Below are 23905 nucleotides of genomic sequence, written 5' to 3'. Positions count from 1 at the left end.
CCTGTCAGGAGGTTGCAGCACTCTTCAACCAAATGACGCACTCGGGCTGGACAATTCGCCAGGGATCGAGAGGGTCAGGTGCACCTGAAACCTGAGCCAGGGACGTCGTTTCCCGCCCATAATCGATGAGGAGTAAGGTCATGCCCTATACCATCCATCTGCATCGCGTCCTCAAGGCCCCGCCCGAAAAGGTCTATCGCGCCTTTCTCGATGCGGATGCATTGCGCCGCTGGCTGCCGCCCTACGGCTTCCTGTGCAGTGTCGACCATGTCGATGCCAAGGTCGGCGGCACCTTCCGCATGTCATTCAAGAACTACACGACCGGCCAGGCGCATTCGTTCGGCGGCGAGTTTCTGGAACTCGAGCCCCATCGCAAGCTGGTCTATACGGACCGCTTCGACGATCCCAATCTGCCGGGCGAGATCAAGGTTACGGTCGCACTCACCGAAGTGTTCTGCGGCACCGACATCAAGATAGAGCAGGCCGGAATACCGGATATGATCCCGGAAGCCGCCTGCTATCTCGGCTGGCAGGAATCGCTGTTGCAACTCGCCAATGTGGTCGAGCCCGATATCCGCCAGTAACAACAGCGGCGGTCGTCAAAAGGGAACGGCGCCTCCGAACGGCCTCAGGTGATCACGCTCGGCTTGTTGCGGCCGGTATGGCGCTTGATGCCGGCGATGTCGTCGGCCGCGGCGATCAAGTCGGCCAGCGCCACCTGCGTGTCGATGCCGTGCTTGGCCTTGTCCGCTTCATAGCGCTCGATATAGACGCGCAGCGTCGCGCCCGAAGTGCCGGTGCCGGATAGGCGCAGCACCACGCGCGAGTTGCCCTCGAACAGGATGCGGATGCCCTGTTTCTCGCTGATCGAGCCGTCGACCGGGTCGTGGTAGGAAAAGTCGTCGGCGTTGACGATCTTCAGGCCACGCACCGTGGTGCCGGGCAGCGAGGCGAGCTTGGCGCGCAACTCATCGACCAGCGCGTTGGCGCGGTCGCTGTCGACCCCTTCATAGTCGTGGCGCGAATAATAGTTGCGGCCGTAGGTCGCCCAATGTTCAGTGACGATCTGCAAGGCGCTTTCGCCGCGCGCCGCCAGGATCGACAGCCACAACAGCACCGCCCATAGCCCGTCCTTCTCGCGCACATGGTTGGAGCCGGTGCCGGCACTTTCCTCGCCGCAGATGGTGGCCATGCCGGCATCGAGCAGATTGCCGAAGAACTTCCAGCCGGTCGGCGTCTCGTAGATGCCGATGCCGAGCTTTTCGGCCACGCGGTCGGCGGCGCCGCTGGTGGGCATCGAGCGGGCGATGCCCTTGAGGCCGTCCTTGTAGCCCGGCGCCAGGCGCGCATTGGCGGCCAGCATCGCGACCGAATCCGACGGGGTGACGAAGATACCCTTGCCGATGATCAGGTTGCGGTCGCCGTCGCCGTCGGAAGCGGCGCCGAAATCCGGCGCGTCCGGGCCCATCATCTCATCATAGAGATGTTTGGCGTGGACCAAATTCGGATCCGGATGATGGCCGCCGAAATCCGGCAACGGCTTGAAATTGCGGCAGGTGCCGGCGGCGGCACCCAGCCGATGCTCGAGGATTTCCTTGGCATAGGGACCAGTCACGGCATGCATGGCGTCGAAGCGCATGCGGAAGCCCGATTTGAACAGTTTGCGCAGCGCGTCGAAATCGAACAGCGCCTCCATCAGCTCGGCATAGTCGGCGACGGAATCGATCACCTCCACCGTCATGCCGCCGGCCTTGACCGTGCCGATCGTATCGAGGTCGATCGGGGCGATGTCGGCGATCTTGTATTCCTTGATCGCCTTGGTGCACGCGAAGATGGCGTCGGTCAGTTTCTCCGGCGCCGGGCCGCCATTCTCGGCATTGTATTTGATGCCGAAATCCTCGTGCGGGCCGCCGGGATTGTGCGAAGCCGACAGGATGATGCCGCCGAAGGCCTTGTATTTGCGAATGACGTTGGAGGCGGCGGGCGTCGACAGGATGCCGCCCTGCCCCACCATCACCTTGCCGAAGCCGTTGGCGGCGGCAATGGCGATCACCTTCTGCGCCACCTCGCGGTTGTAATAGCGGCCGTCGCCGCCCAGGATCAGCGTCTTGCCCTCAAAGCCCTGCAGTGCGTCGAAAATCGACTGCACGAAATTCTCGACATAGTTCGCCTGCTGGAATTCCGGAACCTTCTTGCGCAGGCCCGACGTGCCGGGCTTCTGGTCGTCATAGGGCTTGGTGGCGACGGTGCGTATCATCGTTGGGCAACCTTCCTTGCAAGCAGCGAGCGGTAGAGCTCGACATATTTTCCGGCGCTGCGGTCCCAGGACACGTCCGCCTTCATGCCCTGCCGCTGGATCGAGGTCCAGGCGTCGGTGTCGCCATGTGCCTGCAGCAGCCGGCGCACGGCGTGCAGCAATGCATCGCCATTGTTGGCGGCGAACTGGAAGCCGGTGGCGACGCCTGCGGCGACCGCAGCCTCATTGGCGTCGATGATGGTGTCGGCCAAACCGCCGGTGCGCGCCACCACCGGCACGCAACCATAACGCAGGCCGTAGAGCTGGGTCAGCCCGCAGGGCTCGAAGCGCGATGGGATGATAATGGCGTCGCAGCCGCCCTGCATGACATGCGACAGCGCCTCGTCATAACCGATGACGGTGCCGACACGGCCGCGATGGCGGGCGGCGGCGGCCAAAAGCGCGCCTTCGAGACCCGGATCGCCGGAGCCTAGAACGGCCAGTTTGGCACCGGCGGCGACGATGCCGTCGGCCATGGCGGCGAGGATATCGATGCCCTTCTGCCAGGTCAGACGGCTGACCACGCAGACGATCGGGCTGCCGTCGCTGGCAAGATTGAAGCGCTCCTCGACCGCCGCGCGGTTGGCGGCGCGCCTGGCCAGGGTGTCGGCCGTGTAGGTCGAAACCAGGTGCTTGTCGGTGGCGGGGTTCCAGATGTCGGTGTCGATGCCGTTCACGATGCCGTGGAGGTCGGCGGCGCGCAGATTGATCAGCCCGTCCAGCCCCATGCCGAATTCCGGCACGCGGATTTCCTGCGCATAGGTCGGGCTGACGGTCGTGATCGCCCAGGCCGCCTGCAGGCCGGCCTTGAGATAGCCGACGCCGCCGTAATATTCGACGCCGTCGAGGCTCATCGCCTCCGCCGGCAGGCTGAGTTCGCCGAAAATGCCGGCGCCGAACTGGCCCTGGAAGGCCAGATTGTGCACGGTGATCAGCGAGGGCGTGCCGACCGCCTTGCCGTAGCGCATATAGGCCAGCGTCATCGCCGCCTGCCAGTCATGGGCGTGCACGATGTCGGGCTTGTAGCCGTCGATGCCGCCGCCGGCGATGTCGCCGCCGACACGGCACAAGGCCGCGAACCGGCGCCAGTTGTCGGGCCAGTCACGGCCGCCGGCATCGCCATAAGGCCCGCCGACGCGGTCGAACAGATGCGGCGCGTCGAGCACCAGGAGATCGAGCCCGGCGACCTCGGCCGCATAGACCGCCGCCTTGCCGCCATGCAGGGCCGGATAGGACAGAAGCGGCTTCTTTTTCTTGAAGGCGTCCATCACCACCGGATAACCGGGCACCAGCGAGCGCATGGCGACGCCCTTGCCGGCCAACGCGATCGGCAGCGCGCCGGCGACATCGGCCAGCCCGCCGGTCTTGACCAGCGGGAATATCTCCGGCGTCACGGACAGAACCTGCATGCGCTACGACCCCAATTTGTCGATCATATCCTGCGTTATCAGACAGATACCCTTTTCCGAAACCCGGAATCGCTTGGCATCCTCGACGGGGTCTTCGCCGACAATAAGGCTTTCTGGGATTTTCACGCCATGGTCGATGACGACATTGGTCAGCCGCGCGTTGCGGCCAACCGTGCAGTCCGGCAGCATGACGACATGGTCGAGGCTCGAATAGGAGTTGATGCGCGCGCCGGTGAAGATCAGGCTGCGCTTCAGCGAGGCACCCGACACGATGCAATCGCCCGACACCAGCGACGACACCGCCATGCCGCGCCGCCCCTCGTCGTCATGCACGAATTTGGCCGGCGGCTTCAATTCGGCATAGGTCCAGATCGGCCAGTCGCGGTCGTAGAGATCGAGTTCAGGCGTGATGTCGGTCAGGTCGATATTGGCTTCCCAATAGGCGTCGATGGTGCCTACGTCGCGCCAGTAGGGCCCGGCCTCCGCCGTCGAACGCACGCAGGACTTGGCGAAGCGATGGGCGACGGCTTTGCCGTGCTCGACGATGTAGGGGATAATGTCCTTGCCGAAGTCGCGGCTGGAATCGGGCGTCGCGGCATCGCGGCGCAACTGCTCCATCAGGAACTTGGTCTTGAACACATAGATGCCCATCGAGGCCAGCGCGTAGTCCGGCTTGTCGGGGATGCCGGGCGGATCGGCCGGCTTCTCGACGAAAGCGATGATGTTGTCCTTGGCGTCGACATGCATGACACCGAAACCGGTCGCCTCCATGCGCGGCACTTCGAGGCAGCCGACGGTGACGTCGGCGCCGGCATCGACGTGCTGGCGCAGCATCATCTCGTAGTCCATCTTGTAGATGTGATCGCCGGCGAGGATCACCATGTATTCGGGCCCGTAGGCCTCGATGATGTCGATGTTCTGGTAGACCGCGTCCGCGGTGCCTTCATACCACTGCGTCTCTGAAACGCGCTGGCTGGCGGGCAGGATGTCAAAACTCTCGTTTCGTTCGGGCCTCAGGAAGTTCCAGCCGCGCTGCAGGTGGCGGATCAGCGAATGCGCCTTGTATTGCGTGGCGACGCCGAGGCGGCGGATGCCGGAATTCAGCGCGTTGGACAGAGCGAAGTCGATGATGCGGGTCTTGCCGCCGAAATAGACGGCAGGTTTGGCGCGACGGTCCGTCAACTCCTTGAGGCGACTGCCGCGCCCACCGGCCAGAACATAGGCCATCGCATCGCGCGCCAGCGGTTGCGTCCGTTTGAAATCCGCCATTCTCAGCCTCCCTGCTTTGCCTTCGGAACCGCGCTTTTCCTGATGCGCGCCGCCGTAGCCGACTTCGCCTTTCCCGCGACCTTCCTGCCTTCGGTCGCGGGCATGAATTCCAGCATCACCGTCGCCAGCGGCGGCAGCACCATCACGGCGGCGGTGCGGCCGCCTTCGGCACGCGCCTCGACAGTGCCGCCATTGCCCCTGCCGGAGCCGCCATAGGCGGCAGCGTCGGTGTTGATGATCTCGCGCCAGGTGCCGGCCTCCGGCAACGGCACGCGGTAGTTCTCGCGCGGCACCGGCGTGAAATTGGTGACGACGGCGACCGGGTTGGCGCCCGGCGCCTTGCGCAGCCAGGCAAAGACCGAGTTCTCGCGGTCGTCGACGATCAGCCATTCAAAACCTTCCGGCTCGCAGTCGCGCGCATGCAGCGCCGGCTTTTCGCGATAGAGGCGGTTCAAATCGCGCACCACGTCGCGCATGCCGCTGTGCGGTGCATATTGCAGCATGTCCCAGTCGAGTGCGCGGGCCTCGCTCCATTCGCGGCGCTGGGCGAATTCCTGGCCCATGAACAACAGCTTCTTGCCGGGATAGCCCCACATGAAGGCGTAATAGGCACGCAGCGTGGCGAACTTCTGCCAGTCGTCGCCGGCCATCTTGCCGATCAGCGTCGCCTTGCCGTGCACCACCTCGTCATGGGAGAGCGGCAGCACGAAATTCTCTGTGAAGGCATAGGTCAGGCCGAAGGTGATCTGGTTGTGATGGTATTTGCGGAACAACGGCTCGCGGGCCAGATATTCCAGCGTGTCGTTCATGAAGCCCATGTTCCACTTGAAGCCGAAGCCAAGCCCGCCTTCGTGAACCGGGTGGGAGACCTTTGGCCAAGAGGTGGATTCCTCGGCGATGGTCATGACGCCGGGATGATGGCCGTAGATTTCCTTGTTCATGCGCTGCAGGAAGGCGACGGCCTCGAGGTTCTCGCGGCCGCCCTTCTCGTTGGGGATCCACTCGCCGGCCTTGCGTGAATAGTCGAGGTAGAGCATCGAGGCGACCGCATCCACGCGTAAGCCATCGACGTGGTATTTCTCCGCCCAATAGAGCGCGTTGTTGACGAGGAAGGACAGCACCTCGCCGCGACCGAAATTGTAGATCAGCGTGTTCCAGTCGGGCTGGTAGCCCTTGCGTGGATCGGCGTGCTCGTAGAGCGCGGTGCCGTCGAACTTCGCCAGTCCGAACTCGTCGGTGGGGAAATGCGCCGGCACCCAGTCGAGGATGACGCCGACACCGGCGCGATGGGCACCGTCGACGAAGCGCGCGAAACCTTCCGGATCGCCGAAGCGGGCGGTCGGCGCGTAGAGCCCGGTCGCCTGGTAACCCCATGACGGGTCGTAGGGATGCTCGGAGATCGGCAAAAGCTCGATATGGGTGAAGCCGGTGTCGACGACATAGGGGATCAGCCTTTCCGCCAGTTCGTCCCAGGTCAGGAAGCTGCCATCCTCGTTGCGCTGCCACGAACCGGCATGGACCTCATAGATGGAGATGGGCTGGCGCCGCGCTTCGGTTTCACGCCAGAACTTGCGATGCGCGGCATCGCCCCATTTGTGCCGCGAGGGCGCCGCCGTCACCGAGGCGGTGGCCGGGCGCAGTTCCGAGCGGAAGGCGAAGGGGTCGGCCTTGAGCGGCAGGCGCGCGCCCCTCGCCCCAACGATCTCGTATTTATAGGGGCGGCCCTCGCCAAGGCCGGGAATGAAGATTTCCCAGATGCCGGTGTCTTGCCGCAACCGCATCGGATGGCGGCGGCCGTCCCAGGCATTGAAATCGCCGACCACGGAGACCCGCTTGGCATTGGGCGCCCAGACGGCGAAATGCACGCCGCTGGCGCCTTCATGGTCGATGAGATGCGCACCCAGCTTGTCGAACAGGCGCAGATGCGAACCCTGCGCCATGTAATAATCGTCCATCGGACCGAGCACCGGGCCGAAGGTGTATGGGTCGGTGATCCACCATTCGCCGCCCGAATTGCGGGCATGGTATTTCAGCGGCTGACGCCGGGTGATCGAGACTGGTCCCTCGAAGAACCCGGCCTCGTTGCGGCGAAAGAGTTCACCGACAGGCTTGCCGGCGAGCGTATGGGCAGTGACGGTTTCTGCATCGGGGATGAAGCAGCGGGCGACAAAACCGACGCCAGTCTGCTGGACGCCGAGCACCGCGAAAGGGTTGCCATGCGTCCCCGCCACGATCGCCTTGACGTCGCTGGCCGAGGCCAGCCCTTCGGCCTGGTCGCTCGTCGCGGTCGCGCGCGGCTTTTTCGTCAAGCGGTACCCCTCCCTGGGTATCCGGCCACTTTGGCGTGGCCTTCATGCAATCACATCACACAGGCACGTTCCAGATTTCTTTCGCGTATTGGCGAATGGTGCGGTCCGACGAGAACCAGCCCATGCGCGCCACGTTGCGAATGGCGCGGGCGTTCCAGTCGGCACGATCATTCCAGACCGCGTCGACCTCGCGCTGCGTGGCGGCGTAGGCATCGAAATCGGCGGCGACCATGAACCAGTCGCTGTCATAGAGCCCGTTCATCAGGTCGCGATAACGGTCGGGATCGTGCGGCGAGAAAACGCCGGACGAGATCGCCGAAATGGCCTGCGCCAGTTCCGGCAAAGCTTCGATGATGGCGCGCGGCTGGTAGTCGCCACGGCGGCGCTCGGCCACTTCGTCGGCCTTCAAGCCGAAGATGAAGATGTTGTCGTCGCCGACATGTTCCTTCATCTCGACATTGGCGCCGTCGAGCGTGCCGATGGTGAGCGCGCCGTTCAGCGCGAACTTCATGTTGCCGGTGCCGGACGCTTCCATGCCGGCGGTCGAGATCTGTTCCGACAGATCAGCGGCCGGCATCATGATCTCGGCCGCGCTGACATTGTAGTTGGGCACGAACACCACTTTCAGCAGACCGCGCACCGCCGGGTCGCCATTGACGACCTTGGCGACGTCATTGGCCAGTTTGATGATCAGCTTGGCGTTGTGGTAGCTGGGCGCCGCCTTGCCGCCGAAGAATTTCACGCGCGGCGTCCAGTCCTTTTCCGGATGCGAGCGGATCTGGTCGTAGAGCGCCACCGCCTCCAGGATGTTGAGCAGCTGGCGCTTGTATTCGTGGATGCGCTTGATCTGGATGTCGAACAGCGCCGACGGATCGACCCGGATGCCCAGCCGGTCGGCGACCAGATTGGCCAGCCGCGTCTTGTTGGCGCGTTTGACGGCGGCGAACTTGTCGCGGAACGCTGCATCCCCGGCAAACCGGTCCAGTTCCTTGATCGCCTCGATGTCGTCGAGGAAACGGTCGCCGATGGCCTGTCGCGCCAGCGCCGTCAGCCCGGGATTGCACTGGATCAGCCAGCGGCGCGGTGTGATGCCGTTGGTCTTGTTGTTGATGCGGTCGGGATAGAGCCGGTGCAGGTCGGCGAACACGGTCTGCTTCATCAGCTCCGTGTGCAGTGCCGACACGCCGTTGATCGAATGCGAACCGACGAAGGCGAGATTGCCCATGCGCACGCGGCGGTCGCCATTCTCCTGGATCAGCGAGATCGCGGCGATCTGGTCGCCGGAGAAGCGGTTGGAGGAACGCGCCTCCTGCAACACCTCGGCGTTGATGGCGTAGACGATCTGCATGTGGCGCGGCAAAAGCCGCTCGAACAGCGGCACCGGCCAGCTTTCCAGCGCCTCGGGCAGCAGCGTGTGGTTGGTGTAGGCGAAGGTGCGCTTGGTGATGTCCCAGGCCTGGCTGAAATCCATGCCGTGGACGTCCATCAACAGCCGCATCAGCTCCGGCACGGCCACCGCCGGATGGGTGTCGTTCAAATGGATCGCGGCCTTGTCGGGCAGCGAGGCGAGCTCGCCATATTGACTGAGATGGCGCTGCACGATGTCCTGCAGCGAAGCGGTCGAGAAGAAATATTCCTGCCGCAGCCGCAGTTCCTGGCCGGCCTTGTGCGAATCCGCCGGATAGAGCACCCGCGACAGCGCGTCGGCCTTGTTGCTCTCGGCCAGCGCGCCGATATGGTCGCCGGCATTGAACTTGTCGAGCAGGATCGGGTCTACCGGCATGCCGGACCACAGCCGCAGCGTGTTTACGCGTTTGGCCTTCCAGCCGACCACCGGCGTGTCGTAGGCAACCGCCAGCACATGCTCCAGCGGCTTCCAGACATGGCGCTCCAGGCGCCCGTCCTTGGCGGTGACGGACTCCACCGAACCGCCGAAACCGACCTCGAAGGAGCGCTCGCGGCGCTCGAACTCCCAGGAATTGCCGTGGTCGAGCCAGGTTTCGGGCAATTCGACCTGCCAGCCATCCTGGATTTCCTGGCGGAACATGCCGTTGGCGTAGCGGATGCCATAGCCATGCGCCGGCACGTCGACGGTGGCCATCGATTCCATGAAGCAGGCGGCGAGCCGGCCGAGGCCGCCATTGCCGAGTGCCGCGTCCGGTTCCAGCGTGGCGATTTCGTCGAGGTCGACGCCGAGCGAAGCCAGCGCCTCGCGCATCGGGTCCATGATGTCGAGATTGGAGAAGGCGTCGCGCATCAACCGGCCGATCAGGAATTCGAGCGACAGGTAGTAGACCCGCTTTTCCTGCTGCTCGTAGGTTTCCTTGGTGGCGCTGATCCAGTGGTCGATGATGCGATCGCGCACCACCTTGATCGAGGCGGTCAGCCAGTCATAGGGCGTGGCGACGGTGGTGTCCTTGCCGACCCGGTATTTGAGGGCCATCAGCACCTCGGACGCCAGCGTCTGCGGGTCGGGATGGTCGAGAGCGGGCAGCGAAGCACTAAGCGTCTTGGTGCGGGTCATGTTGCCTCTCGCGCAACCGGCAATCAGGACCTCTCCGTCTCGCCGGGAACCGATTTTGCCTTTCAACAAGCATGCATAGCAGGACCATCTAGCCCATACCAGACAGTTGACTAGAATTTTTCAATCGATTTAAGTTCGCTAATATTCCGCGTTGCACCCAGAGCTTATCGCAATGCACTCCGGGCGCAATCAGGAACTCAGGCAGCGGCCCCTGCCATCTCCGGCGGCGCCTTGGCCCCGGTCATGAAGGCGACCGCATCCGACATCGAATAGTCCTTCGGGTTGATGACGGTCAGCCGCCGGCCGAGCCGGTGGATATGGATGCGATCGGCCACCTCGAAGACATGCGGCATGTTGTGCGAGATCAGCACGATGGGCAGGCCGCGCCGCTTCACGTCGAGGATCAGTTCCAGCACGCGCCGGCTTTCCTTGACGCCGAGTGCCGCCGTCGGCTCGTCCATGATGACGACACGGCTGCCGAAGGCGGCGGCGCGCGCCACCGCAACGCCCTGGCGCTGGCCGCCGGACAGCGTCTCGACCGCCTGGCCGATGTTCTGGATGGTCATCAGGCCGAGTTCCGTCAGCTTTTCGCGCGCGCGCTTCTCCATCGCCGTGCGGTCGAGCATGCGCAACCACGACCCCAATATGCCGGGCTTCCGCAGTTCGCGGCCGAGAAACATGTTGTCGGCGATCGACAGCGCCGGCGACAGAGCGAGGTTCTGGTAGACCGTTTCGATGCCGGCGTTGCGCGCCTCCATCGGCGATTTGAACTGCACCGGCTTGCCCTCCAGGCGGATTTCGCCCTCGTCCGGCGTGACCGCGCCGGAAATCGCCTTGATCAGCGACGACTTGCCGGCGCCGTTGTCGCCGATGACGGCGAGGATTTCGCCCGGATAGAGATCGAAATCGGCATTGTTCAGAGCGGTGACGCGGCCATAACGCTTGACCAGTCCGCGCGCGGTGAGAATGGGTTCTGGCTGTCCGGTCATCCTGCGACCTTCCTGATCCACTGGTCGATGGCGACGGCGCTGATAATCAGCACGCCAATCAACAGATAGGTCCATTGCGGGTCCGTGCCGATGAGGCGCAGCCCGAGCGAAAAGACGCCGACGATCAGCGCCCCGAAAAGCATGCCGAGGATGGAACCGCGGCCGCCGAACAGCGAGATGCCGCCAATCACCACCGCGGTGATGGATTCGATGTTGGCGAACTGGCCGGCGGTCGGCGATACCGAGCCGATGCGGCCGATGAGCAGCCAGCCGCCGAGCGCGCAGATCAGACCGGCCAGCATGTAGACCGAGACCAGTATGCGCTTGACGCGTACGCCGGACAGTTCCGCCGCGTCCGGATCGTCGCCGATCGCGTAGACATGGCGGCCCCAGGCGGTGTGGTTCAGCACATACCAGAGGATGGCCACCAGCAGCACCATGGCGATGACGCCATAGGTGAAAACCGCATTGCCCATCCGCAAATTGGTGCCGAAGAACTGGAGGATCGGCGCCTGTGTCTCGATGTCCTGGGCGCGGATCGTCTCATTGGCCGAATAGAGGAAGTTCGAGGCCAGAACGATCTGCCACATGCCGAGCGTAACGATGAAGGGTGGCAGTTTCATATAGGCGACGAGCGCGCCGTTGATCCAGCCGCACAACGCGCCGACGCCGAAGCCGCACAGGATCGCCAGCGAGGGCGGCAACCCGTAGCGGAAGGTGAACTGGCCCATCACCACTGACGACAGCACCATGATGGCGCCGACCGAAAGGTCGATGCCGGCCGTCAGGATGACCAGCGTCTGCGCCGCGCCGATCACGCCGGTGATCGCCACCTGCTGCAGGATCAGCGTCATCGAGAAGGCTGAGAAGAACTTGCCGCCGATGATGACGCCGAAGATCAGCACCGAGACCACCAGCACGATCAGCGGCACCGCAGCCGGATTGGAATGCAGGAAGTGCTGCACCTTCTCCACGCTCGAACGTGTGTGCGTGTCGAAATCAGCCACCGCCGTGTCGGCGCCGGTGAGTACCTTTTCGAATTCCTGCGGTCGCCTGGCGTCCGCCGAAGCGTCGGTCATGTCGGCTCCTCCCGATCGGGGATCTCTGCCCCCGTCATACGCCCAACGTAATGCCCGTCGACGTGCCGATGCCCTGTCCTCCGACCAGCCTCGCGTCAAAAACCGACACGCGAGTTGCTGGTCTGCAATCACCTTCCCCGGCAGGAGAAGAAGACGTCCGGAAGATAGGGCGCTCCGCCTTCGAGGCACCCTGCTGGAGCGCCGCGCGTCCATCTGGACGCACGGAACGCTCCAACACTTTCAATCTGCATATTGGCCCGAAAATCGGATCCGACTTTCGGGCCGATGCGCCAGACACTGTCACGCCGTCAGGCGTTCAGATCAACCCCAGCACTTGGCGAGGCCGGTCTTGACGTCGATGGAGTCGACGCCCTTGGCCGGCTTGCCGGTGACCAGCGCCACGCCTGTGTCGAAGAAGGTCTTGCCTTCGGTCGGCTTCGGCTTCTCGCCGCTGTCGGCGAACTTCTTGATCGCCTCCACGCCGAGCGAAGCCATCAGCAGCGGATATTGCTGCGAAGTGGCGCCGATGATGCCGGCCTCGACGTTCTTGACGCCCGGGCAACCACCGTCCACCGACACGATCAGCACGTTCTTTTCCACGCCGACGGCCTTCAGCGCCTCATAGGCGCCTGCAGCGGCCGGCTCGTTGATCGTGTGCACAACATTGATGCTCGGGTCCTTCTGGAGCAGGTTCTCCATGGCCTTGCGGCCGCCCTCTTCGTTGCCGTTGGTGACGTCGTGGCCGACGATGCGCGGATCGGTTTCGTCGCCGATCTTGGTCGGGTCCTTGGGGTCGATGCCGAAGCCGATCATGAAGCCCTGGTCGCGCAGCACGTCGACGGTCGGCTGCGACGGGGTGAGATCGAGGAAGGCTACCTTGGCGTCCTTGGCCTTGTCGCCCAGTGTGGCGGCGGCCCACTGGCCGATCAGCTTGCCGGCGAGCAGGTTGTCGGTGGCGAAGGTGGCATCCGCTGCGTCTGCCGGCTCCAGCGGCGTGTCGAGCGCGATCACCAGGATGCCGGCGTCGCGTGCCTTCTTGATGGTCGGCACGATGCCCTTGGTGTCGGAAGCGGTGATCAGGATGCCCTTGGCGCCGTCGGCGATGCAGCTTTCGATCGCCGCGACCTGGCTTTCGGTGTCGCCGTCGATCTTGCCAGCATAGGTCTTCAGGTTGACGCCCAGTTCCTTCGCCTTGGCGGTGGCGCCTTCCTTCATCTTGACGAAGAAGGGATTGGTGTCGGTCTTTGTGATCAGGCACGCACCGACCCCGGCCGCCGAAGCGGGAACGGTGAAGGCGGCAAGCGCGGCAACCGCCGCGCAGAACACGGACGTCTTCAAAACGGAAATTCGCATAGGTACTCCTCCCAGAACCAAGATTGGCGGCCCGCCTGCCGGGCATTGCGCCACGGCGCCCGAATGCCTTCCCGGTGGAGCGCCTGGCACGAACGAAACACCAAACATCGACATGAGTCAATAATTAAATCACTCTTATTTATTATTGACACACTTGCGGAGCCGGCACATTCTCGGCCAAAAGTCAGACAAGAAAAGACCGGAGGGAGGAGCGTTTGGACGACGGCGTTCAAAAGCACGGTTCGTCTGAGCCGGCCGCGAGCCGTCTTCATCGCGGCACGAACCAGAGCGGCATGCGCGACCACAATGAGCGGCTGGTGCTTTCGCTCGTGCGCCAGCATGGCGGGCTGGCCAAATCCGACATTGCCCGCATGACCGGCCTTTCGGCGCAGACCGTCTCCGTCATCATGCGCGAACTGGAGGACGAGGGCCTGCTGGTCAGGCGCGAGCCGCTGCGCGGGCGCATCGGCCAGCCCTCAATCCCGATGGCGCTCAACCCGGAAGGCGCCTTCTTCATCGGCCTCAAGATCGGCCGCCGCAGCGCCGAACTGGTGCTGATCGACTTCCTTGGCAAGGTGCGCGCCATGCTGCACCATTCCTATCGTTATCCCGAACCGTCGGAGACCGTCGATTTCGTCGCCAAGGGCGTCGCCAAGCTGCGGGCGGATCTGACGCCTGCACAGGATCGTCGCGTCGCCGGCCTCGGCATCGCCGTGCCATTCGAACTGTGGAGCTGGGCGGACGCGGCCGGCGCGCCGCGCTCGGTGATGGAGGAATGGCGCCACCGCGACATCCGCTCCGACATCCAGGCGCTGTGCGATTTCCCCGTCTATCTGCAGAACGACGCAACGGCGGCCTGCGGCGCGGAGCTGGTGTTCGGCAATGTCTCCGACGTGCGCGATTTCGTCTATTTCTACATCGGCGCCTTTGCCGGCGGCGGCGTGGTGCTCAACGGCCGCATCTATAGCGGCCCGACCGGCAATGCCGGCGCGCTGGGCTCGATGCCGGTTCCGGGGCCGGACGGCAGGCCAATCCAGCTCATCGACGTTGCCTCCATCGCCACGCTGGAGAAAACCCTCAACCAACGCGGCATCGACGCCCAACATCTTTGGACTTCGCCCGAGGACTGGGGCGAGATCGGCCCCGAGCTGGAGAGCTGGGTGGCGAACGCGGCCGCGGCACTTGCTTATGCCATCGTCGCTGCCGCCTCTGTAATCGATTTCGAGGAGGCGGTGATCGACGGCTGGCTGCCCGCGCCCGTGCGCCGCAGCCTGGTCGAGGCCGTCAACGCGGCGATCGGCCGGATCGACGCCGAAGGCCTCAAGCTGCCCGCCGTGCGCGAAGGCACAGTCGGCATCCACGCCCGCGCGCTCGGCGGCGCCAGCCTGCCGCTGTCCGAACGCTTCCTTGTTGGCCCACCCTCGGCATCCGGAACGTCCTGATTATGCTCATTGGAATCCCTTCCCTGCTCGGCCCCGAACTGTTGGCCGTCCTGCGCGCCATGGGCCATGGCGACGAGATCGCCATCGTCGACGGCAATTATCCGGCCGAGGAACAGGCCAAGCGGCTGATCCGCGCCGACGGGCTCGACCTGATCCCGGTGCTGGACGCCATTCTCACCGTGCTGCCGGTGGACGATTTCGTCGAAGAGGCGCTGTTCCGCTCCTCCACCAAAGGCGACCCGAAGCTGGTCGACCCTGTGCATGGCGAGATCGAGGCGGTATGCGCCCGGCGCGCGCCCGGCCGCAAGGTCGTCGCCCTGCCCGGTGCCGACTTCTACGCCAGGGTCAAGGCCGCGCATGTCATCGTCGCGACCTCCGAACCCAGACTCTACGCCAACATCGTCGTCCGCAAGGGCGTCATCTACCCGACCGGAGCCTGACGCCCATGATCCTTTGCTGCGGCGAGGCCCTGATCGACATGCTGCCGCGCGAGACCACCGCCGGCGAAGCGGCCTTCGCGCCTTATGTCGGCGGCGCAGTGTTCAACACGGCGGTCGCGCTCGGCCGGCTCGACCTGCCGGCCGGCTTCTTCACCGGCATCTCGACCGACTTCTATGGCGACATGCTGCGCGACGCGCTGGTTGCCAGCAATGTCACGCTGGATTTCATCAAATTCGCCGACCTGCCGACGACGCTGGCATTCGTGCGCCTCAGCGGCGGCCACGCCAGCTACCTGTTCTACGACGAAAACACCGCCGGCCGCATGTTGGTCGAATCCGACCTGCCAGCAGTCGGCGACGCGGTCGAGGCGATGCATTTTTCCTGCGTCAGCCTGATCCAGGAGCCCTGCGGCGCGACCTACGAGGCGCTGATGCGGCGCGAGCACGGCAAGCGGGTGATGATGTTCGATCCCAACATCCGCAAGAACTTCATCAAGGACAAGCCGAAACACCTAGCCCGCATGAAGCGCATGCTGGCCATGGCCGACATCGTCAAGCTGTCGGACGAGGACCTCGACTGGTTCGGCGAGAGCGGCTCGCTGGAGGAAATCGCCGCGCGCTGGCTACAGCTCGGCCCCAGCCTGATGGTGGTCACGCAGGGCGCCAAGGGTGTGCTGGCCTTTTCGAAGAGCCATGCCGTCTCGGTGCCGGCAACGCCGGTCACCGTCGTCGACACGGTCGGCGCCGGCGACACCATCAATGCCGGCATCCTCGCCTCGCTGCGCGACCAGGGCCTGCTTTCCAAACAGGCGATCGCCACGCTGTCCGAGGAACAGATCCGCACAATGCTTGCCTTCAGCGTCAAAGCTGCCGCCATCACGGTCTCCCGCGCCGGCGCCAATCCGCCCTGGCGGCGCGAACTCGCCTGAGATACGCCGGGTCGATCTCGGTCGGGCTCGCCAAAGCGGACTTCGCCAATCACATTATGTTTCGATCCGGCGGCCGACGCTCGCCTCGCCGCCCGCGAACGGCCGGAAACGCCTGTAAATCCGGCCTTTGCCGGCTCATCGCGCCAGGAACCGGGTAACATGGCCGGCTGCTGCCTGTGGTCGCGCCCTGCCCGCGCGGCTTTTCGGCGCCGTGCAACTCTGTTACCAGCGGCGCGTTATCAGGCAAATATTGGGGCCGACATGCAGTTCATCGATCTTGGCGCACAGCGCGAGCGTATCCAGGACCGCCTGACGCAGGCGATCGACCGCGTCGTCAAAGACGGCAAATACATCCTCGGCCCGCAGGTTGCCGAATTCGAAGCCAAGCTCGCCGACTATGTCGGCGTCAAGCATGTGGTGGCCTGCGCCAACGGCACCGACGCGCTGCTCCTGCCGCTCTATGCTTCCGGCATCGGGCCTGGCGACGCCGTGTTCGTGCCGAGCTTCACCTTCGCCGCCACCGCCGAGGTCGTCGCGCTCGCCAAGGCCGAGCCGGTCTTCGTCGATGTCGACGCCAAGACCTACAACATCGACATCGAGAGCCTTGAAGCAGCCATCGCCATGGTCAAGGCCGAGGGCCGCCTGACGCCGAAAGCGATCATCCCGGTCGACCTGTTCGGCCTTTCCGCCGACTACGACGCCATCATGGCGATCGCCAAGCGCGAGAAGCTTCTGGTCATCGAGGACGCCGCCCAGTCGATCGGCGGCACCGCCGACGGTCTCAAATGCGGCGCCTTCGGCCATGTCGCCGGCACCTCCTTCTACCCGGCCAAGCCGCTCGGCTGCTATGGCGATGGCGGCGCCATGTTCACCAACGATGCGGCGCTCGCCGACAAGCTGCGTTCCTTCGCCTTCCACGGCAAGGGCGCGACGCAATACGACAACGTCCATGTCGGCATCAATTCGCGCCTAGACACGCTGCAGGCGGCGATCCTGATCGAGAAGCTCGCCATCCTCGAGGACGAGATGATCGCCCGACAGAAGGTGGCTGCCCGTTATGCCGAAGGCCTCGGCGACATCGTCACCGCCGCGCGCAATCTCGACGGCAGCCGCTCGGCCTGGGCGCAATACGCCATCGAGACGCCGAAGCGCGACGGGCTGAAGGCGCATCTGCAGGAAAAGGGCATTCCCTCGGTCATCTATTACGTGAAGCCGCTGCACGAGCAGGTGGCCTATCGCCACTTCCCGCGCACGCCGACCGGGCTCACCGTGTCGGAAGACCTGCCGAAGCGCATCCTGTGTCTACCCATGCACCCGTATCTCAGCACATCCGACCAGGACCGCGTCATCGAGACGATCCGCAACTATATCGGCTCGAATTCAGCGCAGGCGGCCGAGTAGCCGCCTCTTCGGGTCTCCGTCTCCCCGCAAGCGGGAGACGGAAAAACCTCATTACCTTCCCCGGGCAATAAAGAACGGGTTGGCGAAATCCGCGTCGTGCGGCTGGCTGCGCTTGCCATAGGCGAGTGGCGTGCCGTCAAGCGTCTGCGTGGTGCCACCGGCGGCGCGCAGCACCGCATCGCCTGCCGCTGTGTCCCATTCCATGGTGCGGCCGAAGCGGGGATAGACGTCTGCCGAAGCTTGCGCCAGCAGGCAGAATTTCAGCGACGATCCCACCGAGACGATCTCGGTTTCGCCCAGCGTCGCGATATAGGCATCGGTCTCCGCCGTGCGGTGCGATCGACTGGCGACGACAGCGAGCGGCGAACCCGCCCGGCGCACTGTTATCTCGCGCCGCAAACCGACAGCGAAACCGGCATCGACCTCCGCTACTTCCGCCCTGCCCGGCCGGCCAAGATAGAGATGCCCCGAACAGGGCGCGAAGACCACGCCGACTTCCGGCGCGCCATGGCGCACCAGCGCGATGTTGACGGTGAAGTCGTTGCCGCGCTTGACGAACTCCTTGGTGCCGTCGAGCGGGTCGATCAGGAAGAAGGCGTTACCCAGCGCCTCTGGCAAAATGCCGGCGCTGACCTCTTCTTCCGCCACGCAAGGAATGGCCGGATAGGCGTCGCGCAGGCCAGCCAGGATGATCACCTCCGCCTCGCGGTCGGCGATCGTCACCGGCGAGGCGTCGGCCTTGGCATCGACGGCGCAGCCTTCGTGAAAGATGCGCATGATGGCTTGGCCGGCAACGAGAGCCAGCCTTTCGAACACGACGAGCATCGCCGCGTCGGCCGCTTCTTCTGCTATGTGGGCCGCGCTCATCTAGATGCCGCCGCCGCTCTCATATTGCGTTTCGGCCTTGTCGCGCTCGGCCAGCCAGTCGTCCAGAATATCCACCATCTCCTCGACCGTGCGGCCGACGGTTTCGAGACGGATTTCCGGATTTTCCGGCGGCTCGTAAGGCGAATCGACGCCGGTGAAGTTCTTGATCTCACCGCGCATTGCCCGCGCATAGAGGCCCTTCGGGTCACGCCGCGCGCATTCCTCGAACGGGGTGTCGACGAACACCTCGACGAACTCGCCGCCGGCCATCAGTTCGCGCGCCAGGCGCCGCTCGGCGCGGAAGGGCGAGATGAAGGAGACCAGCACGATCAAGCCGGCATCTGCCATCAGCTTGGCCACCTCGGCGACGCGGCGGATGTTCTCGACACGGTCGGCATCGGTAAAGCCGAGATCGCGGTTGAGGCCGTGGCGCACATTGTCGCCGTCGAGCAGATAGGTGTGGCGGCCGGTGGCGGCCAGCTTCTTCTCGAGCAGGTTGGCGATGGTCGACTTGCCCGAACCCGACAGGCCGGTGAACCAGAACACCGCCGGCCGCTGGTGCTTCATGTCGGCGCGGGCGCGCTTGTCGATGTCGAGCGACTGCCAGTGGATGTTCTCGGCGCGGCGCAGCGCGTGCTGGATCATGCCGGCGCCAACGGTGGCGTTGGTGATGCGGTCGATCAGGATGAAGGCGCCGGTCGAGCGGTTCTCGGCAAAGGCGTCGAAGACCAGCGGCGTGCGCGTCGAGATGTTGACGACGCCGACCTCGTTCATCTCCAGCGACTTCGCCGCCTCGTGCGAGAAATCGTTGATGTTGAGGCGGTGCTTCAGTTCGGTGACGGTCGCGCTCGCCTGGTCGGTCTCGGTGCGCAGGATGTAGGAGCGGCCGGGCAACAGCGCCTGTTCGTCGAACCAGACCAGATTGGCGGCAAACTGGTCGGCCACCTGCGGGCGGGCGTCCGCCTGCACCAGCATGTTGCCGCGCGAGACCTCGACCTCTTCGTCCAGAACCAGCGTCACCGCCTGGCCGGCGACGGCCTGCTGGAGGTCGCCGCCATGGGCGACGATGCGCTTGACGCGTGCAGCGCGACCGGACTTGGCCACCACGACCTCGTCGCCGCGCGCAACGGTGCCGGAAGCGACGGTACCGGCGAAACCGCGGAAGTCGAGGTTCGGCCGGTTGACATATTGGACCGGGAAACGGAACGGCTGGCCGGCGGCGGCGCTGTCGACCGGCACCGTCTCGAGATGCTCGATCAGTGTCGGGCCCTGATACCAGGCCATGCGTTCGGAGCGCGCCGAGACATTGTCGCCGAAGCGCGCCGACATCGGGATGGGTGCGATGCTTTCGAAGCCGAGATCGCGGGCGAAATCGCGATATTCGGCAACGATGCGATCGAAGGTGACGCGGTCGAAGTCGACCAGGTCGATCTTGTTCACCGCCAGCGCGATGTGGCGGATGCCGAGCAGCGAGGCGATGATGGAGTGGCGCCGGGTCTGGCGCAGCACGCCCTGGCGCGCGTCGATCAGCACGATGGCGAGATCGGCGGTGGAGGCGCCGGTCGCCATGTTGCGCGTATATTGTTCGTGGCCGGGCGTGTCGGCGACGATGAATTTGCGCTTCGGCGTGGCGAAGAAGCGGTAGGCGACATCGATGGTGATGCCCTGCTCCCGCTCGGCCTCCAGGCCGTCGACCAGAAGCGCGAAATCGATATCCTCGCCGGTGGTGCCGTGCTTGCGGGAATCGCGCTCAAGGGCTGCGAGCTGGTCCTCGAAGATCTGCTTGGTGTCGGACAGAAGGCGACCGATCAGCGTCGACTTGCCGTCGTCCACCGAACCGCAGGTGAGGAAGCGCAGCAGCGACTTCTTCTCCTGCGCGGCCAGATAGTCGCGCACGTCGCTGCTGGGCGCCAGGGTTTTTGCCGGTACATGACGCATCGTCAAAAATAACCCTCGCGCTTCTTCTTTTCCATCGAGCCCGCTTCGTCGCGGTCGATCAGGCGGCCCTGGCGCTCGGAAGTGCGCGCCGTCAGCATCTCGCCGACGATGGCTTCCAACGTGTCGGCGTCGGACTCGATGGCGCCGGTCAGCGGATAGCAGCCCAGCGTGCGGAAGCGCACCAGACGGTTTTCCACCGTCTCGCCGGGCCTCAGCTTCATGCGGTCGTCGTCCTTCAGGATCAGCATGCCGTCGCGTTCCACAACCGGCCGCTCCTTGGCGAAGTAGAGCGGCACGATCGGGATATCTTCCTGGAGGATGTACTGCCAGATGTCGAGCTCGGTCCAGTTGGAGAGCGGAAAGACGCGGATCGATTCACCGGCGGCGATGCGGGTGTTGTAGATGTTCCACATTTCCGGCCGCTGGTTCTTCGGGTCCCAGGCGTGGGCGGCGTTGCGGAAAGAGAAGATGCGCTCCTTGGCGCGCGATTTCTCCTCGTCGCGGCGGGCGCCGCCGAAGGCCGCGTCAAAACCGTATTTGTCGAGCGCCTGGCGCAGCCCAACCGTCTTCATGACGTGGGTGTGCACGTTCGAACCGTGGTCGAACGGGTTGATGTTGTCGCGCACGCCGTCCTCGTTGACGTGCACCAAAAGGTCGAAGCCGAGCTTTTCCGCCATGTGATCGCGAAAGGCGATCATCTCGCGGAACTTCCAGGTGGTGTCGACATGCAGGAAGGGAAATGGCGGCTTGGCCGGATAAAAGGCCTTCATCGCCAGGTGCATTAGCACCGAGGAATCCTTGCCGACCGAATAAAGCATGACCGGCTTGGAGAAATTCGCCGCGACCTCGCGGAAGATATGGATGGACTCGGCTTCCAACCGCTGGAGATGGGTGAGTGCCATGTTCATCGATTGGGTCTCTGGTCGCCGCGGCCCCGCCACGGGATAGATAGGAACGAACAACCGCTGGCGGAACAAGCTGTCGCGGTTCTTGGCCGGCTGCCGAACCTGTCACCTTCTAACGGTAGAAACCGCTGTCGCCAACATTGCCAAGGCTCTTTCGCCTTGCGCAATGAGTTGAATTTTTCGCGCAAATGGCCGTTCTTGGAAATTCTCTACGGCCTGACGTGCGCGAGCACTGCCTGCTTCGATTGGATCGTTCTGTTTCCACGATGACGCGGCGTCCGCGCCGCCGCGGATCAGGGCAAGCGAACAAGGCCGGCATCAGCCTTCCCCTCTTCTACGGGGTGCATCTGTCCCCGCTTGGCAGGGAGCGGGCCGTAGGGACGGGCCAGCACGCCGCCCCTCCCCGTTCACGGGAGAGCTATCGCACATGGTTTCAAGATGGGTGCAGAGGCTCCTCGTCATTCCCGACCTCGTGAGCGACGAAGGAGCGGAGAGTGTCGGGAATCCATGCCGTGACCGAGGAACTGCAAAAAAAATGCTGGAGGGCAGGGCGAACTCTACATTTTTCAGTTTTCCCGTCTGGAGGGCCCATGACGGAGATGTTCCGGCATGAATTCCCGACACTCTCCGGTCGCTTCGCTCCCTCACGAGGTCGGGAATGACGAGCTTCAACCGCCCGACGCCAAGATTGGCAGCCGCCATATGCCATTGCCCTGTCGTTCGCAGGAGTATCGCACGCGGCACACCAGAAGCGGGATAGGCACCCCATCCCCCGTCAGACCCAGACACCACAGACCGAGATGGTGGTCGCTCCCAGCGTGTTGGCGCCATTGCCGTCCTCGCGCACATAAACGAGGTTCGAGTTCGAAACCGGTGACAATTGCGTGGTGGGCACGATGTGCATGGTGGTGTTGACCGCGCCGTCGGACAGGCTGTTGCCGCCGAAAAACGACCCCGCGCCGGTATCGCGCGACAAGAGAACGCCGACCCTTGTGCCGATGCCCTGCACATCGCATCTGAACGTGATCGCCGCCTGGCGGAACACGGCGCCCAACTGGTTCTGCAGCATGGGCGAGATATCCAGCGCATAGCCACGGGTAAAGCCGGCGGGAACACCAGGCCGGCCGGCAATATCGCCAAGCTGGACAACTTCCCCGGCCACCCATCCCGCCACGTCCGCGGCGCTGGTGACCTGAAGCTGGTTGGCGGCCGGGTTCCACTTGATCCACGCCGGCTGCGCTGCCGCCTTGGAGACATTCCACACCCTGACATAGGAGACGTCGCGCATCGTGGTGTCGAAGAACAGGTCTGCGTCGTTGGCGGCCAGCGTCAGCACGCTTCCGGCGACCGCCGACAACGTCGCCTGGCGCGGATCCTGGCTGCGGGTGCGCGAAAGCCGCAAGATCGACACCTGCCCATCGCCGCCGGGCGTCAGGATCATGCCGCTCAGTGGCTTGCGCGTCGCGGCATGCTCGACGCCGGCCGGAAATCGCACCGCGCCCGTGCCCTTGTCGGCGACCAGCGCCTCGTTCCAGCTCGCACCATCGGCGCTGGTCTTGACGCGCCAGTCGTCATCGCCGGCGAGCCCGAATTCGGCGCGGCCCGAATAGCCGGTCTGGAACAAAACGGTGGCGCTGTGGCCGGCGCCTGCCTTGTTGACCTTCACCTGATGGCCGGCGCCGACATTGTCGAACAACACCGCCTCCGAACGCACCACGAGGCGGTTCGTGACATCGGCGGTGGCGTTGACGCCAAGCCGCTGCAGCGAGGTGGCCTCGCCGACCGCGGCCCAGACACCGCCATCGAAGGCAAGGAGCCGTGTCTCGTCCGCCACCCAGGCCAGCCAGCCCCGCCGTGGCACCAGGAAGGCCCAGGCGCCGTCCTGCCAGGCGGCAATCATGCCGGCCTTGCCCGCCCAGGCACCCGTCGGCGAGACAGCGACCAGATAGCGGTCGCCCTCCTGCGGACTTGCCGGCGGTGCGGCGAGGTCACGGTCGAGCACCGCAAGTTGCACGACGGCGTCCAGCCGACGCAACGCCTCATTGTGGATGACGTGTTTCTGGGCTTGCGAAGGAAGGATGTAGGGAAGTTCGAGAAGTTTGGTCTGTTCGCTCATGGCACCCTCTGCGTTTGCCCGATTTTGCGGGCGCGGCAGTGGTGGTGAATAAAATCAAAGGCACGATGTCAGTAGATTTGTCGCAAACGGCTGTTTTCGTGGGGCGAAATTTTTCGCCGACGGTCATGAGAGGTGGGGCGTATTCACATGGCGCCGAGAAGCAATGCGAGCTCATGATTGAACGGGAAGGAATAAGGTTCTGATACGAGACCCGCATGAAACTGCCGCGCTCAACTGCGCAAGATACCACGAAATACGACCTTAAAAAAAAATACACCCGATTTCACTTCATTAAATCACAATCATTCAATATATATAAATTTATACATTAAATCATTGCACGGCGATCGTGAAATTAAATTGCGTAGCAATTTAATTTCACATAACCGGAGTATTATTTGAAAATCCCCTCAACATTCCAATCAACACACAAAACACTGATAGCTCGATCTTCCGCAGTGGCGAACTTCGTTCCGCCCTCGGCCTAAGGGACGCGACGCATACGCCCAACTGCAATTGTAAGCAGCGCTCGCATTCTCAATTGGCAGCAACGGGAGACCAAGGTAGGGTTGGAGTTGTAGCTTAGCGAGAATGAGAGATAGCTGCAAATAGCCCTCCCTCTGTCGCGAATGCTTGCTA

General features: G+C 64.0%; 16 protein-coding genes and 1 pseudogene. 5 read left to right on the top strand and 12 right to left on the bottom strand.

Annotated features, from left to right (window positions below):
- Positions 1–140 precede the first annotated feature (140 nt).
- Positions 141–584, top strand: a complete 444-nt coding sequence (locus QFZ88_RS22300) for an SRPBCC family protein (RefSeq protein ID WP_024925230.1) — start codon at positions 141–143, stop codon at positions 582–584.
- Between the two features lie 44 nt (positions 585–628).
- On the opposite strand, the gene QFZ88_RS22295 is transcribed toward QFZ88_RS22300, so the two are convergent.
- The 8 genes and pseudogenes from QFZ88_RS22295 to QFZ88_RS22260 all read right to left on the bottom strand — a co-directional run bounded on the left by QFZ88_RS22295 (position 629) and on the right by QFZ88_RS22260 (position 13228).
- Positions 629–2257: an alpha-D-glucose phosphate-specific phosphoglucomutase gene (locus QFZ88_RS22295; protein WP_024925229.1), complete on the bottom strand. Its 1629-nt coding sequence runs from the start codon at positions 2255–2257 to the stop codon at positions 629–631.
- The gene (glgA, locus tag QFZ88_RS22290) at positions 2254–3705 is read right to left on the bottom strand and encodes a glycogen synthase GlgA (protein WP_024925228.1); all 1452 of its coding nucleotides are present in this window, start codon (positions 3703–3705) and stop codon (positions 2254–2256) included. The genes QFZ88_RS22295 and glgA overlap by 4 nt, the downstream gene beginning before the upstream one ends.
- Positions 3706–3708: 3 nt before the next feature.
- Complete coding sequence (glgC, locus tag QFZ88_RS22285) at positions 3709–4974, bottom strand: glucose-1-phosphate adenylyltransferase (RefSeq protein ID WP_024925227.1); 1266 nt, start codon at positions 4972–4974, stop codon at positions 3709–3711.
- Between the two features lie 107 nt (positions 4975–5081).
- Positions 5082–7235: pseudogene (gene glgB, locus QFZ88_RS22280) on the bottom strand (1,4-alpha-glucan branching protein GlgB); the annotation flags it as partial.
- A 103-nt stretch (positions 7236–7338) separates the two neighbouring features.
- Complete coding sequence (locus QFZ88_RS22275; RefSeq protein WP_024925225.1) at positions 7339–9807, bottom strand: glycogen/starch/alpha-glucan phosphorylase; 2469 nt, start codon at positions 9805–9807, stop codon at positions 7339–7341.
- Positions 9808–10004: 197 nt separating this feature from the next.
- Positions 10005–10796 (bottom strand): ATP-binding cassette domain-containing protein, encoded by a 792-nt coding sequence (locus QFZ88_RS22270; RefSeq protein WP_024925224.1) that lies wholly within the window; start codon positions 10794–10796, stop codon positions 10005–10007.
- On the bottom strand, positions 10793–11875 hold the full coding sequence (locus QFZ88_RS22265; protein ID WP_024925223.1) for an ABC transporter permease: 1083 nt from the start codon (positions 11873–11875) through the stop codon (positions 10793–10795). Before QFZ88_RS22265 ends, QFZ88_RS22270 begins: the two co-directional genes overlap by 4 nt.
- 321 nt (positions 11876–12196) lie before the next feature.
- Positions 12197–13228 carry a sugar ABC transporter substrate-binding protein gene (locus tag QFZ88_RS22260; protein WP_137901058.1) on the bottom strand — a complete coding sequence of 344 codons (1032 nt, stop codon included), beginning with the start codon at positions 13226–13228 and terminating at the stop codon, positions 12197–12199.
- A 293-nt stretch (positions 13229–13521) separates the two neighbouring features.
- Here QFZ88_RS22260 and QFZ88_RS22255 point away from each other — a divergent pair, with 293 nt between their 5' ends.
- From QFZ88_RS22255 to QFZ88_RS22240, 4 genes are all read left to right on the top strand, one after another.
- Positions 13522–14670 (top strand): ROK family transcriptional regulator, encoded by a 1149-nt coding sequence (locus QFZ88_RS22255; RefSeq protein ID WP_137901073.1) that lies wholly within the window; start codon positions 13522–13524, stop codon positions 14668–14670.
- A gap of 2 nt (positions 14671–14672) precedes the next feature.
- Positions 14673–15110 carry an RbsD/FucU family protein gene (locus QFZ88_RS22250; protein WP_024925220.1) on the top strand — a complete coding sequence of 146 codons (438 nt, stop codon included), beginning with the start codon at positions 14673–14675 and terminating at the stop codon, positions 15108–15110.
- A 5-nt stretch (positions 15111–15115) separates the two neighbouring features.
- On the top strand, positions 15116–16039 hold the full coding sequence (locus QFZ88_RS22245; RefSeq protein ID WP_024925219.1) for a carbohydrate kinase family protein: 924 nt from the start codon (positions 15116–15118) through the stop codon (positions 16037–16039).
- Between the two features lie 261 nt (positions 16040–16300).
- Positions 16301–17440, top strand: coding sequence for a DegT/DnrJ/EryC1/StrS family aminotransferase (locus QFZ88_RS22240; protein WP_024925218.1), 1140 nt, complete (start codon positions 16301–16303; stop codon positions 17438–17440).
- 51 nt (positions 17441–17491) lie between these two features.
- Here QFZ88_RS22240 and cysQ read toward each other — a convergent pair whose 3' ends face one another.
- The 4 genes from cysQ to QFZ88_RS22220 all read right to left on the bottom strand — a co-directional run bounded on the left by cysQ (position 17492) and on the right by QFZ88_RS22220 (position 23266).
- Positions 17492–18265, bottom strand: a complete 774-nt coding sequence (cysQ, locus tag QFZ88_RS22235) for a 3'(2'),5'-bisphosphate nucleotidase CysQ (protein WP_036254906.1) — start codon at positions 18263–18265, stop codon at positions 17492–17494.
- A gap of 42 nt (positions 18266–18307) precedes the next feature.
- Positions 18308–20245 carry a sulfate adenylyltransferase subunit CysN gene (gene cysN / locus QFZ88_RS22230; RefSeq protein WP_024925217.1) on the bottom strand — a complete coding sequence of 646 codons (1938 nt, stop codon included), beginning with the start codon at positions 20243–20245 and terminating at the stop codon, positions 18308–18310.
- A gap of 2 nt (positions 20246–20247) precedes the next feature.
- Entirely contained in the window at positions 20248–21153 is a 906-nt protein-coding gene (gene cysD / locus QFZ88_RS22225) for a sulfate adenylyltransferase subunit CysD (protein ID WP_024925216.1), read from the bottom strand.
- Positions 21154–21925: 772 nt separating this feature from the next.
- On the bottom strand, positions 21926–23266 hold the full coding sequence (locus QFZ88_RS22220) for a DUF2793 domain-containing protein (protein ID WP_024925215.1): 1341 nt from the start codon (positions 23264–23266) through the stop codon (positions 21926–21928).
- Between the last annotated feature and the right edge of the window lie 639 nt (positions 23267–23905).

Origin of the sequence: Mesorhizobium sp. YL-MeA3-2017 (genome assembly GCF_030814575.1) — a bacterium.
GTDB classification, from domain to species: Bacteria; Pseudomonadota; Alphaproteobacteria; order Rhizobiales; family Rhizobiaceae; genus Mesorhizobium; species Mesorhizobium terrae.
Note: the sequence above shows the minus strand (reverse complement) of the source record. Positions and strands in the feature narration are given on the sequence as shown.

Bases quoted from the DNA above. Each gene is read 5' to 3' on its own strand.
- QFZ88_RS22300 (WP_024925230.1), top strand. From the start codon at position 141: ATGCCCTATACCATCCATCTGCATCGCGTCCTCAAGGCCCCGCCCGAA.
- QFZ88_RS22295 (WP_024925229.1), bottom strand. From the start codon at position 2,257: ATGATACGCACCGTCGCCACCAAGCCCTATGACGACCAGAAGCCCGGC.
- glgA (WP_024925228.1), bottom strand. From the start codon at position 3,705: ATGCAGGTTCTGTCCGTGACGCCGGAGATATTCCCGCTGGTCAAGACC.
- glgC (WP_024925227.1), bottom strand. From the start codon at position 4,974: ATGGCGGATTTCAAACGGACGCAACCGCTGGCGCGCGATGCGATGGCC.
- QFZ88_RS22275 (WP_024925225.1), bottom strand. From the start codon at position 9,807: ATGACCCGCACCAAGACGCTTAGTGCTTCGCTGCCCGCTCTCGACCAT.
- QFZ88_RS22270 (WP_024925224.1), bottom strand. From the start codon at position 10,796: ATGACCGGACAGCCAGAACCCATTCTCACCGCGCGCGGACTGGTCAAG.
- QFZ88_RS22265 (WP_024925223.1), bottom strand. From the start codon at position 11,875: ATGACCGACGCTTCGGCGGACGCCAGGCGACCGCAGGAATTCGAAAAG.
- QFZ88_RS22260 (WP_137901058.1), bottom strand. From the start codon at position 13,228: ATGCGAATTTCCGTTTTGAAGACGTCCGTGTTCTGCGCGGCGGTTGCC.
- QFZ88_RS22255 (WP_137901073.1), top strand. From the start codon at position 13,522: ATGCGCGACCACAATGAGCGGCTGGTGCTTTCGCTCGTGCGCCAGCAT.
- QFZ88_RS22250 (WP_024925220.1), top strand. From the start codon at position 14,673: ATGCTCATTGGAATCCCTTCCCTGCTCGGCCCCGAACTGTTGGCCGTC.
- QFZ88_RS22245 (WP_024925219.1), top strand. From the start codon at position 15,116: ATGATCCTTTGCTGCGGCGAGGCCCTGATCGACATGCTGCCGCGCGAG.
- QFZ88_RS22240 (WP_024925218.1), top strand. From the start codon at position 16,301: ATGCAGTTCATCGATCTTGGCGCACAGCGCGAGCGTATCCAGGACCGC.
- cysQ (WP_036254906.1), bottom strand. From the start codon at position 18,265: ATGCTCGTCGTGTTCGAAAGGCTGGCTCTCGTTGCCGGCCAAGCCATC.
- cysN (WP_024925217.1), bottom strand. From the start codon at position 20,245: ATGCGTCATGTACCGGCAAAAACCCTGGCGCCCAGCAGCGACGTGCGC.
- cysD (WP_024925216.1), bottom strand. From the start codon at position 21,153: ATGAACATGGCACTCACCCATCTCCAGCGGTTGGAAGCCGAGTCCATC.
- QFZ88_RS22220 (WP_024925215.1), bottom strand. From the start codon at position 23,266: ATGAGCGAACAGACCAAACTTCTCGAACTTCCCTACATCCTTCCTTCG.